Origin of the sequence: Actinoplanes sp. NPDC024001 (assembly GCF_040638955.1) — a bacterium.
Taxonomy (GTDB): Bacteria; Actinomycetota; Actinomycetes; order Mycobacteriales; family Micromonosporaceae; genus Actinoplanes.
In genome coordinates this window covers 55524-70128 of record NZ_JBEZZB010000014.1, presented here as the reverse complement: position 1 = coordinate 70128, position 14605 = coordinate 55524, and the positions used below count along the sequence as shown (strand labels likewise).

At 71.9% G+C, this 14605-nt stretch carries 13 protein-coding genes; 8 read left to right on the top strand and 5 right to left on the bottom strand.

The annotated features are described in order from the left end of the window. Nucleotides 1–2: 2 nt before the first annotated feature. Nucleotides 3–983, bottom strand: a complete 981-nt coding sequence (locus tag AB0F81_RS08110; protein ID WP_360192848.1) for a DUF2804 domain-containing protein — start codon at nucleotides 981–983, stop codon at nucleotides 3–5. Between the two features lie 33 nt (nucleotides 984–1016). Next, nucleotides 1017–2483 carry an aldehyde dehydrogenase family protein gene (locus AB0F81_RS08105; protein ID WP_360192845.1) on the bottom strand — a complete coding sequence of 489 codons (1467 nt, stop codon included), beginning with the start codon at nucleotides 2481–2483 and terminating at the stop codon, nucleotides 1017–1019. A gap of 52 nt (nucleotides 2484–2535) precedes the next feature. Between AB0F81_RS08105 and AB0F81_RS08100 the strand changes: the two genes are divergently transcribed. The 5 genes from AB0F81_RS08100 (at nucleotide 2536) to AB0F81_RS08080 (ending at nucleotide 7712) form a co-directional block, all read left to right on the top strand. Beyond that, the gene (locus AB0F81_RS08100; protein WP_360192842.1) at nucleotides 2536–3342 is read left to right on the top strand and encodes an IclR family transcriptional regulator; all 807 of its coding nucleotides are present in this window, start codon (nucleotides 2536–2538) and stop codon (nucleotides 3340–3342) included. 89 nt (nucleotides 3343–3431) lie between these two features. Further along, nucleotides 3432–4892, top strand: a complete 1461-nt coding sequence (locus AB0F81_RS08095; protein WP_360192839.1) for a benzaldehyde dehydrogenase — start codon at nucleotides 3432–3434, stop codon at nucleotides 4890–4892. 487 nt (nucleotides 4893–5379) lie between these two features. After that, nucleotides 5380–5595 carry a hypothetical protein gene (locus tag AB0F81_RS08090; RefSeq protein WP_360192836.1) on the top strand — a complete coding sequence of 72 codons (216 nt, stop codon included), beginning with the start codon at nucleotides 5380–5382 and terminating at the stop codon, nucleotides 5593–5595. Between the two features lie 950 nt (nucleotides 5596–6545). Then, entirely contained in the window at nucleotides 6546–7370 is an 825-nt protein-coding gene (locus tag AB0F81_RS08085) for an aldo/keto reductase (protein ID WP_360192834.1), read from the top strand. A 69-nt stretch (nucleotides 7371–7439) separates the two neighbouring features. Next, nucleotides 7440–7712 carry a YggT family protein gene (locus AB0F81_RS08080; protein WP_360192832.1) on the top strand — a complete coding sequence of 91 codons (273 nt, stop codon included), beginning with the start codon at nucleotides 7440–7442 and terminating at the stop codon, nucleotides 7710–7712. A gap of 39 nt (nucleotides 7713–7751) precedes the next feature. On the opposite strand, the gene AB0F81_RS08075 is transcribed toward AB0F81_RS08080, so the two are convergent. Next, nucleotides 7752–8726: an acetylxylan esterase gene (locus AB0F81_RS08075; RefSeq protein WP_360192829.1), complete on the bottom strand. Its 975-nt coding sequence runs from the start codon at nucleotides 8724–8726 to the stop codon at nucleotides 7752–7754. 59 nt (nucleotides 8727–8785) lie between these two features. Between AB0F81_RS08075 and AB0F81_RS08070 the strand changes: the two genes are divergently transcribed. The 3 genes from AB0F81_RS08070 (at nucleotide 8786) to AB0F81_RS08060 (ending at nucleotide 12575) form a co-directional block, all read left to right on the top strand. Continuing rightward, the gene (locus AB0F81_RS08070) at nucleotides 8786–10978 is read left to right on the top strand and encodes an ATP-dependent RecD-like DNA helicase (protein WP_360192826.1); all 2193 of its coding nucleotides are present in this window, start codon (nucleotides 8786–8788) and stop codon (nucleotides 10976–10978) included. A 78-nt stretch (nucleotides 10979–11056) separates the two neighbouring features. Next, complete coding sequence (locus AB0F81_RS08065; protein WP_360192822.1) at nucleotides 11057–11719, top strand: cutinase family protein; 663 nt, start codon at nucleotides 11057–11059, stop codon at nucleotides 11717–11719. Between the two features lie 211 nt (nucleotides 11720–11930). Next, a complete protein-coding gene (locus tag AB0F81_RS08060; protein ID WP_360192819.1) occupies nucleotides 11931–12575 on the top strand; it encodes a DUF4360 domain-containing protein in 645 nt (214 codons plus the stop codon). Between the two features lie 4 nt (nucleotides 12576–12579). Here AB0F81_RS08060 and AB0F81_RS08055 read toward each other — a convergent pair whose 3' ends face one another. Beyond that, a complete protein-coding gene (locus tag AB0F81_RS08055; protein ID WP_360192817.1) occupies nucleotides 12580–13824 on the bottom strand; it encodes a YibE/F family protein in 1245 nt (414 codons plus the stop codon). A gap of 27 nt (nucleotides 13825–13851) precedes the next feature. Next, nucleotides 13852–14544: an acetoacetate decarboxylase family protein gene (locus AB0F81_RS08050; RefSeq protein ID WP_360192814.1), complete on the bottom strand. Its 693-nt coding sequence runs from the start codon at nucleotides 14542–14544 to the stop codon at nucleotides 13852–13854. Nucleotides 14545–14605 lie beyond the last annotated feature (61 nt).

Sequence of the window (14605 nt, the reverse complement as noted above, 5' to 3'; positions counted from 1 at the left end):
CGTCACCAGCGGTTGCGGGCCTCCTCGGCCCAGCCGGTCAGCCCGTCCAGGTCGATCTTGCGGCCGTCAGCGGTACGGGCCCAGCCGGTGAAGTGACCGAAACACTGGTGCGTCTCGCTGGCCAGCACCCCGAGGTTCGTCCGGGCCACCCGTTCATGGAACGGGTGGAACCGGACGTCCACCCGCTCGCCGCTGATCCGCCACGGCGCGAGCCAGTCGGCACGGTCGTACTGCCAGGTCAGGTCCTCGCCGATCTTGTGCAGCCGGCCGTCGACGAGCAGCGCGTTCTCGGTGCTGCCGGTGCCGTCGGTCCACTTGCCACCGAGCTGGATCGCCCGGCCCTCGCCTGCGCCGGCCGCCCAGTTCCAGGTGATCGAGTACGGCCAGCGGCCCCGCCCGTGGTCGAGCGTCGCATAGGAACCCTCGGCCGGCACGGCGTGCTCCACCCCGTTCAGCACGAGCCGGCCGTGCACCGGGCGGCCGATGTCCTTCACCGTGTACTGGAACCGGGTCGGGCTCCAGCGGACCACCACCCCGAGCGCGTCGCGGTCCGGGACCGAGGGGACGGTCAGGTCGATCTCCAGCTCGGCTGCGGACGCGCGGATGACCGTACCCTCGGGCTTTTGATCGATGTGGATGCGCAGGCCGGGGCCGCGCGCGACCACCTGCCCGGCCCCGGCGCGGTCCGGGAGGACCGTGTGACGCGCGAGCGGAACGGTCGCGTCCGCCCTGGTCTCCCGGCCGGTGGCCCGGTCCAGCACGTAGAGGCCGTGCACGCCGGCGTAGTCGAGCGACGAGGCGACCACCCCGATCACGTGCGCCGGGGTGGTCACGCCCCAGTACTCCCAGCGCTTGGTGCGGCCCCAGCCGCGCAGGTTCGCGCGGTGCACCGGGCGGCGGGTCCAGCCGACCGCGGCCGGGTTGAGCCGGCCGTCCGGCAGGCACAGGTCCACCGGCGCATCGATCTCGATCTCGTGGGTCACGCGCGGCAGGCTACCGGCGCTCCTCAAGATCCGCTAGAACGGGTACGTGCGCGGCTCGTGCCGGGCGGTGACCCACTGCACCTGGGTGAACTCCTCGGTGGCGAAACCCATCCCGAACCGGCCGGCGCCGCTGTCCTTCACCCCGCCGAACGGCATCTGCGGCTCGTCGTTGACCGGCTGGTCGTTGACGTGCACTATGCCGGCCTGCAGGTGGCGGGCCAGATCGAGACCACGGTACGGGTCGCCGGTGAGGACACCCGCGGTCAGCCCGAAGTCGGTGGCGTTGGCCCGGCGTACCGCGTCGTCGGGGCCGTCCGCCTCCTCCAGCAGCACGACCGGGCCGAACGTCTCGTCGAAGGCCAGCTCGGCGGTGGGCGGCACCCCGGCCAGCACGGTCGGCGGGAAGCAGCGCCCGGACGGCACGCCGCCGGTGAGCAGCCGGGCGCCCATCTCGACGGCCTCCCGGACCCGGCGCTCCAGCAGCGACAGCGCCCACTCGTTGATCACCGGGCCGACCACGGTGCCGGGGTCCGACGGGTCGCCGAGCGGCAGCGCCGCGGCCCGCGCGACGAACCGCTCGGTGAACTCGGCGGCGATCGAGCGGTCCACGATGATGCGGCGGGCGCACATGCAGGTCTGCCCGGAGTGGACGAACGCGCCGTAGGTGGCGGCGTCGACGGCGTGGTCCAGGTCGGCGTCGGCGAGCACCAGCAGCGGATTGTGGCCGCCGAGCTGCAGCACCACCCGCTTGAGGTGCCGGCCGGCCTGCTCGGCGAGGCGGCGGCCGGTGACCGTGGAGCCGGTGAAGCTGAGCCGGCGTACCCGGGGATCGGCGATCAGGGTCTCGGCGACCGCGCCGGCCTCGCCGGGCGCGTGGGTGACCACGTTGAGCACGCCGGGCGGCAGCCCGGCCCCGGCGAGCAGTTCCGCCCAGAGCGTGCCGCCGGTCAGCGGCGCCTCCTCCGACGGTTTGAGCACCACGGTGTTGCCGACCATGATCGGGGCCACCACCGCGCGGCCGGCCAGCACCAGCGACGCGTTCCAGGGCGCGATCGCGGCGACCACCCCGACCGGGCGGCGCATCGCGAGGGCCCGGGTGCCGGGCAGGTCCGACGGGAGGATCTGGCCGGCCGGCTCGTACGCCAGGGCGGCCGCCTGCCGCAGCAGGTTGACGCAGAAGTCGAGCTGGATCGCGGCGAACTGCACGCCGCAGCCGGTCTCGGCGGCGAGCAGGCCGCGCACCTCGTCGCGCCGGCGCTCCAGTGCCTCGGCGGCCCGCAGCATGATCTGCTGCCGGCGCGCGGGCAGGGTCTGCGCCCAGGCCGGGAAGGCAGCCTCCGCGGCGGCGACCGCGGCCGCCGCGTCGTCGGCGTCGCCGGCCGCGGCGCGGGCGAAGACGTCACCCGTCCACGGGTTGCGCTTGTCGTAGGTGCGCCCGTTGGCGCCGTCCGTCTCGGCACCGCCGATGTGGTGCCGGACCAGCCTGATCGCTTCGATCATCGTGGGGCGATCGTAGCGTTCCGACAATGCGAACGCGACGTTACGATGCGCCATGGCCGCCGATGAGGAACCCGCCTCCAGCGCCGCGTTCTCCCAGTCCCTGGAGCGCGGGCTGACCATCCTGTCGTCGTTCAGCGAGTCGCGGCCGGTGCTCGGCATCGCCGACCTGTCCCGGGCCGTCTCGCTGAACAAGAGCACCACCCACCGGTACGTGGCGACCCTGGCCCGGCTCGGCTACCTGCAGCAGGACCCGGAGACGAAGAAGTACGCGCTGGGGCCGCGGGTGGTGGACCTGGGGTTCGCCGCGATCAACGCTCTGGAGATCAACCGGGCGGCGGCGCCGTACCTGCAGGCGCTCGCCGACGAGACCGGCTACACGGTGAGCATGGCGGTGCTGGACGGCACCGACATCATCTATGTGGAGCGGCGGCGCAGCGGGCGGGCCGCCGGGTTCGCGATGGGGCTGAACCTGCACGTCGGGTCGCGGCTGCCGGCGTACTGCACGTCGATGGGGAAGGTGCTGCTGGCGTACCAGGAGCCGGGGGTGCTGCGCGGGCTGCTGGACCGTACCGACTTCGCGCGCCGCGGGCCGAAGACGCTCACCAACCGGGAACAGCTCACCGCCGCGCTGAGCCGGATCCGGCAGAGCGGGGTCGCCGTCAACGACGAGGAGCTGGCGTCCGGGCTGCGCTCGGTGGCCGCGCCGGTCCGCGACCGGACCGGGCAGGTGGTGGCGGCGATCAACATCGCGGTGCACCTGACGGTCTGGTCCACCACCGCGGACACCGTGGTGGCCCGCCTGGAGCGGCCGCTGCGGAACACGGCCGCGGAGATCTCCCACCGTCTCGGCTACCGATAACGGCGTTCGGATGAGTCGAACACTCCGTTGATCTGCCGGAAACACGGGCATACCGTCAGCGCACCCTGCACAACGGGAGGCGAGCACCGATGCTCCTCGACGACAAGACCTGGACCGGAAACATCTTCATCGGCGGCGAGTGGAAGCCGGGACGGGGGGAGGCGTACGACGTCGTCGAACCCGCCACCGGCGACGTCCTCGGCCGGATCGGGCGGGCCACCCCCGAAGACGTCGACGAGGCCGCCCGGCGCGCCGCCGAGGCGCAGAAGAGCTGGGCGGCGACCCCGCACCCGGCCCGCGCGGCGGTGCTGCGGCGGGCGGCCCAGCTCTGGGGCGAGCACGCCGAGGAGATCTCCCGGTGGAACGTGCGCGAGGTCGGCGCGATCCCGCCGATGGCCGGGTTCGCCCTGCACGTCGCCGAGCAGGAGTGCTACGAGGCCGCCTCACTGCCCAGCCGCCCGTACGGGGAACTGCTGCCCAGCGAGGAGCCGCGGCTGTCCATGTCGCGGCGGGTCCCGGCCGGGGTGGTGGCGGTGATCGCCCCGTTCAACGTGCCGATCATCCTGGCCATCCGGTCGGTCGCGCCGGCCCTGGCGCTGGGCAACGCGGTGCTGCTCAAGCCGGACCCGCGGACCGCGGTGACCGGCGGCGCCACCCTCGCCCGGATCTTCGAGGAGGCCGGCCTGCCGGACGGCCTGCTCCAGGTGCTGCCCGGCGGCGCCGAGGTCGGCGAGGCCCTGGTCACCCACCCGCTGGTGCGGGTCATCTCGTTCACCGGCTCCACCGCGGCCGGCCGCCGGGTCGGCGCGCTCGCCGGTGAGCACCTCAAGCGCGCCCACCTCGAGCTCGGCGGCAACTCGGCGCTGGTCGTGCTCGACGACGCCGACGTCGGCGCGGCGGTGGACGCGGCATCCTTCGGCTCCTGGTTCCACCAGGGCCAGATCTGCATGACCACCGGGCGGCACCTGGTCCACGACCGGGTCTACGACGAGTTCGTGGCCCGGCTCGCGGCCAAGGCGGAGGCGCTGCCGGTCGGCGACCCGAACCGGGAGACCGTCGTGCTCGGCCCGATCATCGACGCCGCCCAGCGCGACAAGATCCACAGCGTGGTGACGCGGTCCGCTTCCTACGGCTCACGGGTCGCGGCCGGCGGCCGGTACGAGAACCTCTTCTACTCCCCCACGGTCCTCGCCGACGTCTCCGACGACGCCCCGGCGTTCACCGAGGAGATCTTCGGCCCGGTCGCCCCGGTGCTACGTTTCCGCGACGCCGAGGAGGCGGTCCGGCTCGCCACCGCCAGCGAGTACGGTCTGTCACTGGGCATCGTGACCCGCGACGTGATGCGGGGTCTCGCCCTGGCCGACCGGATCCCCACCGGCATCGTGCACATCAACGACCAGACCGTCAGCGACGAGGCGAACAGCCCGTTCGGCGGGGTCGCGGCCTCCGGGACCGGGTCCCGTTTCGGCGGTGCGGCGGCCAACATCGAAGCCTTCACCGAGACCCGCTGGGTCACCGTCCGCGACAAGCCGCCGGCGTACCCGTTCTGAGGAAAGTTGTTTCCGCGCCGTTACAGGCACTCCGGGAGGGCTTGCGTTAAATGCACGTTCATCAATAATGAGCGCCATGAATCGAGCCGAGGCGATGCCGGTTGCCGGATCCCGGAGCACGACCGAGGCCCCCGCCGGCAGCGAACCGGCGGGGCCTCCCCAGGAGGCCGGCGGCCGCCAATCCCCGCACCTCACCGCCCCCGGCGGCGACATCCCCCATCCCTTCCCCCACGCCGAAGGCGGTTCCCCGACCGCTTCCGGCGGCGCGGCGCTCCTTCCCCAGGAGGCCGGCGCCACACCCACCCACTTTCCCGGCGCGGCGTTACTTCCCCATCGCGCCGGCCCCACACCTAGCACCGGCACGGTGGGACAAGCAGGCACCCACCCCACCGGCGCGGCAGGACCCGCCGGCATCCAAGCCGGCGGCCCGGCAGGACCGACAGGCATCCAAGCCGGCGCGGCAGGACCGGCAGGCATCCAAGCCGGCGTGGCAGGACCGGCAGGCATCCGAGCCGGCGGCGCGGTGCTGCCCGCGGCGGATCTCGCAGTCCGCGACGGTGGCTCGCCCGCGGTGATCCGGCCCGCAGCGCCTTCAGCCCGGCCGGCGGCCGGGCTGTCGCGGGACCTGGAATCCCGCTCGCGGGAACTGGACCGGACCGGTCACCGGCGGCGGGCCACGACACGCAGGCTGGTCGGGCTGTGAGCCCACCGACGCGGTCGCCGGCCCCTGCCCCGGCAGACCGCCCACCAGCCCTGTTCGCCCGCAGCCCGGCAGCCCGGCCCCGCCGACGCCGAACCGGTCGGAACATAACGCTCCGCTCCGCCCAAATCTGCCAGGCCGAACACGCACCAACTGCCGGGTCATACCGCAGCCAGACCGGTCGGAACATAGCGCTCCGGTCCGTTCGGATCTGCCGGGGCGAGCGCGAGTCGCCTCCGGGAGCAAGGCGAACCAGGGCGCCACGGATCGCTGAGCGCCTCCTGGCCGGGCTGGCGCACGGGAACGCCTATCGGTGGCAACCACCAGCCCGGACGCGGCCGAAGGCCGGGTCAAGCCCGCAGCACGCCGGAATCGACGGACCCGGTGCCACCGGTCTTGGGCGCAAAAACGAGCGCCCGATCCGGTTCACGCACGACAACGAGCGCCCGGCCCGGCTTCGGCGCGACAACGAGCGCCCGATCCGGTTCACGCACGACAACGAGCGCCCGGCCCGGCTTGGGCGCGACAACACGTGCTTGATCTGGCCTGCGCAGGACAACGAAGAGCGAGCAGCCGCGGACCCCAGCGACACGACCGGCCGCCGGCCTGTCGGGGTCGCCCTTTCGGAGAGCTCGACCGGCGGACCCCGGCGAGCACCGCTTCCTTCAGCTCAGCTCGGCCCGGGCCGGCTCACCCCGCACACGGCCGCACTCGATGTCGCCGCCGGCCATCCGGGCCGTCCACCACCCCGGCCCCACCTCGCGCGCCGGTTCGCATGCATGCGGCAAGCTGAGACCTCCTGACGCCCTGGCTGGTGATGAGGCGCCGGCACCGGCGCGCTCGTCACCGGCGAAGGCCTCGGCCACCACCCGCCGCGCGTACCGGAAAGGGGGTAGAAGTAGAGGCGAGCGCGCGCCTCGGCGCGCACCGCGACCACTTCGGGAGGGCTCCCCATGGCGGGCACGCCAAGCATCACGCTCAACAACGGCCTGACGATGCCGCAGGTCGGGTTCGGTGTCTTTCAGATTCCGGAGGCGGAGACCGCGGCCGCGGTCAGCACCGCGCTGGAGGCGGGATATCGCAGCATCGACACGGCGGCGGCCTACGCGAACGAGGCGGGCGTCGGCGCCGCGCTGAAGGCCAGCGGGGTGCCGCGGGACGAGCTTTTCATCACCACCAAGCTCTGGAACAGCGATCAGGGGTACGACCAGACGCTGCGCGCCTTCGACGCCAGTGTGGCGCGGCTCGGTCTGGACGTGCTCGACCTGTACCTGATCCACTGGCCGACGCCGAAGCGCGGAAAGTACCTGGACACCTGGCGGGCGCTGGACAACCTGTACCAGCAGGGCCGGATCCGGGCGATCGGCGTCTCCAACTTCCTGCCGGAGCATCTGCGGGCGGTGGCCGACCTGGGCGGCACGGTTCCGGCGGTCAACCAGATCGAGGTGCATCCGCAGCTGCAGCAGCGGGCGGCGCAGGAGGCGAACGCCGCGCTCGGCGTGGTGACCGAGGCGTGGAGTCCGCTGGCGCAGGCGGGGGTGCTGGACGATCCGGCCATCACGTCGATCGCCACCGCGCACGATCGCACGCCGGCGCAGGTGGTGCTGCGGTGGCACGTCCAGCAGGGGCGGGTGATCATCCCGAAGTCGGTGACGCCGGAGCGGATCAGGCAGAACCTGGCGCTGTTCGACTTCGAACTCACCGCCGAGGAGATGACGGCGATCGACGCCCTGGAGTGTGACGGGCGGACCGGGCCGCACCCGGATCACTTCAACTGAAACCGCTGCTCAGCCAGCCCACAGGAAACCACCGCATAGTGGGAGGACATCCCGCTGATGGAGGTACTGATGGGTCTTCTCGCCCTGGTCAACCTGGTTCTGCTCGCCGTTCAGCTGCTGCTGGTCGCGCGGGCGGTGCTGGACTGGAGTGGGGTGCTGGCCGGTCCGGCGATGCCCGGTTCGTTCCGGTCCCGGGCGACGAGCGGGGTGACCGCGGTCACCGAGCCGATTCTGGCGCCGGTGCGCCGGGTGCTGCCGCCGCTGCGCTTCGGTGGTGTCGGCATCGACCTGGCGTTCATCGTGCTGTTCCTCGGCATCAGCGTGCTGCGTGCCCTGATCTGAGCTGATGGTCCGGGTCCGCGGTGGCGGACCCGGGACCTGTCAGGAGGAGACGAACTCGAGGGCCGCGGTGTCGAAGAAGCCGCGGCCTCCCTCGTGCCCGTCCCACTCGAAGACCTCGATCTGTTTCGCGGCCGAAGCCGCCCCGATCGCGTTGTAGGCGGCGAACACCCCGGACGGCGGGCACACCGCGTCCATCAGGGCGACCGACACGATCGTCTTCGCGGTGATCCGCTTGGCGAAGTGCACCACGTCGATGTGGTCGAGCGAGTTCAGCACCTGCGCCGCCAGGTGCGGGTTGACCCGCAGGAACCGCACCACCTCGTGGAACGGGTCGCTGTCGGTGATGGTGATGGCACGGCGGATGTCGCAGAGGAACGGCACGCCGGCGGCCACCGCCGACACCCGGTCCGGGACGAGCCCGGCCGCCGCCAGGGACAGCGCACCGCCCTGGCTCTTGCCGGTGACCACCAGGCGGGAGGCGTCGACGCCGGGCAGGTCGGCCGCGGTCTCGACGGCCCGGACCGCGTCGGTGATCAGCCGGCGGTAGTACAGCGTGTCCGGGGCCAGCGCGCCGCGCGTCAGGAAGCCGGGCGTGGACGGCCCGGCGCCGGTCCCGTCGGGGTCGGGGGTGTCGCCGCCGCGCCAGCTGCCGCCCTGGCCACGGGTGTCCATCACCAGGTGCGCATATCCGGCGCTGGCCCAGAGCAGCCAGTCGATCGGCAGGCCGCGGCCACCGCCGTACCCGATGAACTCGACAGCGACCGGCAGCGGACCGGTGGCGCCGGCGGGAACGTTGAGCCATGCCTTGACCGGCTGACCGGCGTAGCCGGAGAAGGTCACGTCGTAGCTGGTGATGCCGCGCAGCGGGGTGGAGACCTCGGCGATCTCGGGCGGGGTTGCCGCTTGGCGTGCCCCGTCGAGCGTGCCGGACCAGAAGGCGTCGAAGCCGGGCGGTTCCGGGGACGGGGAGCGATAGCTACGCAGCTCGGGCAGCGGGAGGTCGAAGAGCGCCATGTTGATCACGCTAGGCCCTGCCGCCGCACGGTGAAAGAGCGCCCGGCACGATGGGCTCCGTGTCCGGCAGTCCACCGAAAGACCGCAAAGACCCGCACGTGCTGGAAGCTGTGCTGGAGCGGCTGACCTATGTGAACGAGGAGACCGGCTACACGGTCGCCCGGGTCGCCACCTCGCGCAGCGGCTCCGACCTGCTCACCGTGGTCGGCGCGCTGCTCGGCGCGCAGCCCGGGGAGAGCCTGCGGCTGCACGGCTGGTGGTCGTCGCACCCGCAGTACGGCCGGCAGTTCGAGGTCGTCTCCTACACCACGGTGCTGCCCGCGACCGTACAGGGCATTCGCCGCTATCTGGGTTCCGGCCTGGTCAAGGGCATCGGCCCGGTCTTCGCCGAGCGGATCGTCGACCATTTCGGACTCGACACGCTGGAGATCATCGAGACGGCGCCGGAGCGGCTGATCGAGGTGGCCGGACTCGGCCCGAAACGCACCGCGAAGATCACCGCGGCGTGGGCCGAGCAGAAGGCGATCAAGGAGGTGATGGTCTTCCTCCAGGGGGTCGGCGTCTCCACCTCGATCGCCGTCCGGATCTACAAGAAATACGGTGACGCGTCGATCAGCGTGGTGAAGAACTCGCCCTACAAGCTGGCCGCGGACGTGTGGGGCATCGGCTTCAAGACGGCCGACACGATCGCCCAGGCGGTCGGCATCCCGCACGACAGCCCCGAACGGGTGAAGGCCGGCCTGCAGTACACGCTGTCGCAGGCCACCGACAACGGCCACTGCTTCCTGCCGGTGGATCAGCTGACCGCCGAGGCCACCAAGATCCTGGACGTGCCGGGCGGCCTGATCCCCGCCTGCCTCGACGAGCTGGTGGCGGAGGAGGGTGTGGTCCGCGAGGAGGACGCCGTCTACCTGGTCCCGTTCCACCGGGCCGAGCAGTCGCTCGCCTCCACGCTCATCCGGCAGCTGTCCGACAGGTCCGACAGGATGCCGCACTTCCACAGCGTGGACTGGACCAGAGCCCTGGCCTGGCTGCACCAGCGCACCGGCTCGACGCTGGCGCAAGAGCAGGAACAGGCCGTGAAGATCGCGCTCACCGAGAAGGTCGCGGTGCTCACCGGCGGGCCGGGCTGCGGCAAGAGCTTCACCGTACGGTCGATCGTCGAACTCGCCGCGGCCAAACAGGCCAAGATCCAGCTGGTGGCGCCGACCGGCCGGGCCGCGAAGCGGCTCGCCGAGCTGACCGGGCACCCGGCCGCGACCGTGCACCGCCTGCTGAAGCTGCAGCCCGGCGGCGACGCCTCCTACGACCGGGACAATCCGCTCGACGTCGACCTGCTGGTCGTCGACGAGGCCTCGATGCTCGATCTGATCCTGGCGAACAAGCTGGTCAAGGCCGTTCCGCCGGGTGCGCACCTGCTGCTGGTCGGCGACGTCGACCAGCTGCCGTCGGTCGGCGCCGGCGAGGTGCTGCGCGACCTGCTCGCCGCCGACGTGATCCCCCGGGTGCGCCTCACCCAGATCTTCCGGCAGGCCGCGGAGAGCGGCGTGGTCACCAACGCGCACCGGGTCAATCAGGGCCGGCCGCCGAAGTTCGACGGGATGCGCGACTTCTTCCTCTTCCCGTGCGACGACACCGAGGCGACCGCGCCGCTCACCGTGGACGTGGCGTGCACCCGCATCCCGCGCAAATTCGGTCTGGACCCGCGCCGCGACATCCAGATCCTCACCCCGATGCACCGCGGCCCGGCCGGCGCGGGCGCGCTCAACACGCTGCTGCAGCAGCAGCTCACCCCGGCCCGCGAGGGCCTGCCGGAGCGGCGGATGGGCGGGCGGGTGTTCCGGGTGGGCGACAAGGTCACCCAGATCAGAAACAACTACGACAAGGGGGTTGCGGGAGTCTTCAACGGCACGGTCGGCGTCGTGACCGGGCTGTCGCCCGAGGAGCAGACCTTGACCGTACGGACGGACGAGGACGAAATGATCGACTACGACTTCGACGAACTGGACGAGCTGGCGCACGCGTACGCGATCACCATCCACCGCTCGCAGGGATCGGAGTACCCGGCCGTGGTCATCCCACTGACCACCAGCGCCTGGATGATGCTGCAGCGCAATCTGCTCTACACCGCGATCACCCGGGCGAAGAAGCTGGTCGTGCTGGTCGGCTCACGCCGGGCCCTGGCGGCGGCGGTCCGCACGGTCGGCGCCGGGCGGCGGCACACCGCGCTGACCCGGCGCCTGATGACCTGAGACGGCCGTCGCAGATCCCGCCGCGGGCTCCTTGCGTACCGGGTGCCAGAAGTTGCCCGCGACCGGAAGGACGTCGAGATGCGCAAGAGCAGGATGGTGACACTCGTGGCGGCGGGTGCCGTGGCCGTCGGTGGGATGGCCGTAGCACCCCTGACCTTCGCCGCGGAGGCGCCCCGGAACGGCTGCGCCGAGGTGGAGGTGCTGGGCGCACGCGGAACCACCGAGCGGCCCGGCCTGGGCGTGCTCCTCACTCCCCTCGCCCAGCGGATCACCCGGGAAATGCCCGGGACGGTACGGACCACGGCGGTCGACTACCCGGCCTCCTTCAATTACACGGCCAGCGTGCGGCAGGGCGTGGCGGACCTGACCGCGAAGGTGCAGCGCACCGCCGCCGCGTGCCCGGAGACCAGGTTCGTGCTCACCGGGTACTCCCAGGGCGCGGACGTGGTGGGCGACGCGGTGACCGGGCCGCTCGCCGGCGACCTCGATCGGGTCGCCGCGGTGCTGCTCTTCGGCGACCCGACGTTCACCGCCGGGGAGGCGTTCAACGTCACCGACGGCAACCGGTCCGGGGTCTTTCCGCGGGGACGGGGCCGGCTGGACGCGGTCGCCGACCGGACCCGGTCGTTCTGCAACGGCAACGACCGGTTCTGCCAGGGCGGCGCCAGCCTGGCGGCGCACCTGAACTACAACCAGTTCCTCGGCGACGCCAGCGGTTTCGCCGCCGATCGGGCCGGCTGATAGCACAAATAGCATCGGGGTGGGCGGCCATTGGCGTAAACGGGGCCGAATGGCCGCCTTTCCCAAACTCCCGTACTGCTGTTCTCGGCGCCGGTAGCGGCCTTTCTCCAGATCGCTAGGGTGGGCAATGGAAAAGATTAGGGAGCCCTATTTTCCGAACCTTTTTCCGGTTCCGCGAATGGCATTACGAAACCCAACGGGGGGAATTCTCATGTTGCGTTCCATGACCGCCGGCGTGGCGCTTCTCTCGGCGCTGGCCGTGGCCCCGGCCGCGCAGGCCGTGCCCGTGCCGGCACCCGACGAGATGATGATCATCGACGTGGTGAACGCGAACGGCTCGGGCTGCCCGCCGGGCAGCGCCGAACTCGCGGTCTCGCCGGACAACACCGCGTTCACGGTGACGTACTCCAAGTACACCGCGCAGGTCGGCCCGGAGGCGACCCCGCTCGACTTCCGGAAGAACTGTCAGCTCGCCCTGGACATCAAGGTGCCGTCCGGTTTCACCTTCGCGATCGCCAGCGCCGACTACCGCGGTTACGCGAACCTGCAGAAGGGCGCGGTGGCCCAGGAAGCCGCCAACTACTACTTCCAGGGCCATTCCCAGACCACCCGGATCCGGCACGACTTCAAGGGCCCGATGGACGACGTCTGGCAGCGCACCGACAAGGTGGGCGTCACCTCGCTCAGCTTCCTGCCGTGCGGTGAGCGCCGTTACCTGAATATCAACACCGAATTGCGGGTGAACCGCGGCAGCTCGGACGCGAAGAAGCACACCAGCTTCATCTCGATGGACTCCACCGACGCCGCGATCAACACGGTCTACCGGATCGCCTGGAAGAAGTGCAGCAAGAAGTAGGACCTCACCGGTCGACGAAAGCGGCCCACGGGTCTTCCTCGGGCGGGCGCCGTACCTCTTCCACGGTGGGTACGGCGCCGCCGCCGGCCGGGCCGGCCGAGCGGGCCGCCAGATAGGCGGCCAGCGCCGTGGTGATCGGCACCGCGGCGACCAGGCCGATCGTGCCGACCGCGCTGCGCACCAGCTCCTGCGCGATCAGCTGCGAGGTGAGCAGCTCGCCGACCGGGGTGTTGCCGGCCGCGAAGAGCAGCATCAACGGCAGCGAGGCGCCGGCGTAGGCGAGCACGATCGTGTTGATCACCGAGGCGATGTGCGCCCGGCCGATCCGGGTGGCCGCGCCGTAGAGCTGCCGGAACCGGTACGCCGGGTTGGCCACGGCCAGCTCGGTCACGGTCGCCGACTGGGTGACCGTGACGTCGTCCAGCACGCCCAGCGAACCGATCACGATGCCGGCCAGCAGCAGGCCCTGCATGTTGACGTCGCCCTGGGTGATCGTCAGATAGTTCGACGTCTCGTCGGCCACCCCGGACAGGTTCACCGCCGCGGTCGCCAGGCCCGCCAGCACCGCGGTGATCGCGAGACTGACCAGCGTGCCCGCCACCGCGATCGTCGTGGTGGTGGAGAAGCCGTGCGTCAGGTACAGCACCACCAGCATGATCGCCGCGGCGCCGACCACCGCGACCAGCACCGGCGAGCGCCCGTCCAGGATCGCCGGGACGATGAACCAGAGCAGGATGCCGAAGGTGACCGCGAGACCGGCCAGCGCGGTGACCCCGCGCCACCGGCCGAACGCGATCACCGCGAGGGCGAACGCCGCCCCGAGCAGCCACAGCTGGCGGGACCGCTGGTGGTCCGCGATGGAATAGGTGACGGTGCCGTCCTGGCCGTTCAGGGCCAGCAGCACCACCTCGTCGCCGGCGGCCACCTCCGGTACGCCGGGACCGCCGGGCATGTCGGTGGTGACCTGTTCACCGCTGTCCAGCCGCACCGTGACGGTGCCGCAGTCCTCCAGCGGGGTCTCCCCCTCCGGCACCGGCGGGCACTCGGCCGGGGCGACCGCGACGACCTCGCCGAACGCCCGTGCCGGGCCGTCGCCCTCGGTCGCCTGAGGGGCGTCGCGGGGCCAGAGCAGCAGCATGCCCACCACGGTGACCAGCACCGCCGGGATCAGCACGAGCAGGGTGAGCCGCTTGGCGCGGGGCTGCGCCGGGCCGTCACCCGGCGCGCGGTGATGGTGGTGATGGTTCATCCGCCGAACCGTACAGGGGACGGGTGATCAGGATGTGGTCCGGCCCTTGTGCGGCGCCTTCGCCGGGGCCGAGCGAGCCCGGTCGGTGGCGGTGCGGCCGAAGACCAGCCAGAAGTCGGTGATCGCCAGGCTCAGCACCGGGCGCCGGCCGGCCAGGTAGCCGAGGGGGCCGTTCGGGTCGGGGCGCCACGCGGCGTTCGCGGTCCGTAGTCCGGCGCGGCCGCGCACCGGCGTACGCCGAACCTGCTCGCCGAGTGCCTGGGCGACCGACAGGCCGAGCGGGAACCGGCCGGGCAGCCGTCCCTTGAGCCGGACCAGCGCCGAACCGATCGGCGCGCCGGCCGGCCCGGCCGCGCTGGCGTTCGCGTCGACCAGGTCGTCGTCGGCCTCGATCTGGAACTCGGCGAGTTCCTTGGGGATGCCCCAGAGCCGCCGGCCGCCCTCCTGCGAGGCGACGCTGTCCACCCAGATGTCGGTGATGCTGACCCGGGGACGGCCGCGCTCGTGGACGAGCACCGAGCTGAGCAGCTCCTGGTAATGCAGGACGCCGCCCGGCTCGTACTTGACCCAGGCGGCGCCGACGACACCCCGGCCGCCGATGGTGAGCGGGCGGACCGAGGCGCCGAGAACCGGTGGCAGCTGCGGGAGCTGCCGCCGGGGAATCAGGAAGACCGACAGATACATCTGACCGCGCAACTGCCACGGTTCGGGCGGGTACATCTCACGGACCTCCGGTGCTGCCGTCTGTAGCTACACATTGGCAGCTGTCGACGGCCGGCAC

What these genes read in the sequence shown, in the direction of transcription:
- AB0F81_RS08055 (WP_360192817.1), bottom strand. Translation starts at nt 13,824, where the DNA reads ATGAACCATCACCACCATCACCGCGCGCCGGGTGACGGCCCGGCGCAG.
- AB0F81_RS08050 (WP_360192814.1), bottom strand. Translation starts at nt 14,544, where the DNA reads ATGTACCCGCCCGAACCGTGGCAGTTGCGCGGTCAGATGTATCTGTCG.
- AB0F81_RS08100 (WP_360192842.1), top strand. Translation starts at nt 2,536, where the DNA reads ATGGCCGCCGATGAGGAACCCGCCTCCAGCGCCGCGTTCTCCCAGTCC.
- AB0F81_RS08085 (WP_360192834.1), top strand. Translation starts at nt 6,546, where the DNA reads ATGGCGGGCACGCCAAGCATCACGCTCAACAACGGCCTGACGATGCCG.
- AB0F81_RS08065 (WP_360192822.1), top strand. Translation starts at nt 11,057, where the DNA reads ATGCGCAAGAGCAGGATGGTGACACTCGTGGCGGCGGGTGCCGTGGCC.
- AB0F81_RS08060 (WP_360192819.1), top strand. Translation starts at nt 11,931, where the DNA reads ATGTTGCGTTCCATGACCGCCGGCGTGGCGCTTCTCTCGGCGCTGGCC.
- AB0F81_RS08095 (WP_360192839.1), top strand. Translation starts at nt 3,432, where the DNA reads ATGCTCCTCGACGACAAGACCTGGACCGGAAACATCTTCATCGGCGGC.
- AB0F81_RS08080 (WP_360192832.1), top strand. Translation starts at nt 7,440, where the DNA reads ATGGGTCTTCTCGCCCTGGTCAACCTGGTTCTGCTCGCCGTTCAGCTG.
- AB0F81_RS08105 (WP_360192845.1), bottom strand. Translation starts at nt 2,483, where the DNA reads ATGATCGAAGCGATCAGGCTGGTCCGGCACCACATCGGCGGTGCCGAG.
- AB0F81_RS08075 (WP_360192829.1), bottom strand. Translation starts at nt 8,726, where the DNA reads ATGGCGCTCTTCGACCTCCCGCTGCCCGAGCTGCGTAGCTATCGCTCC.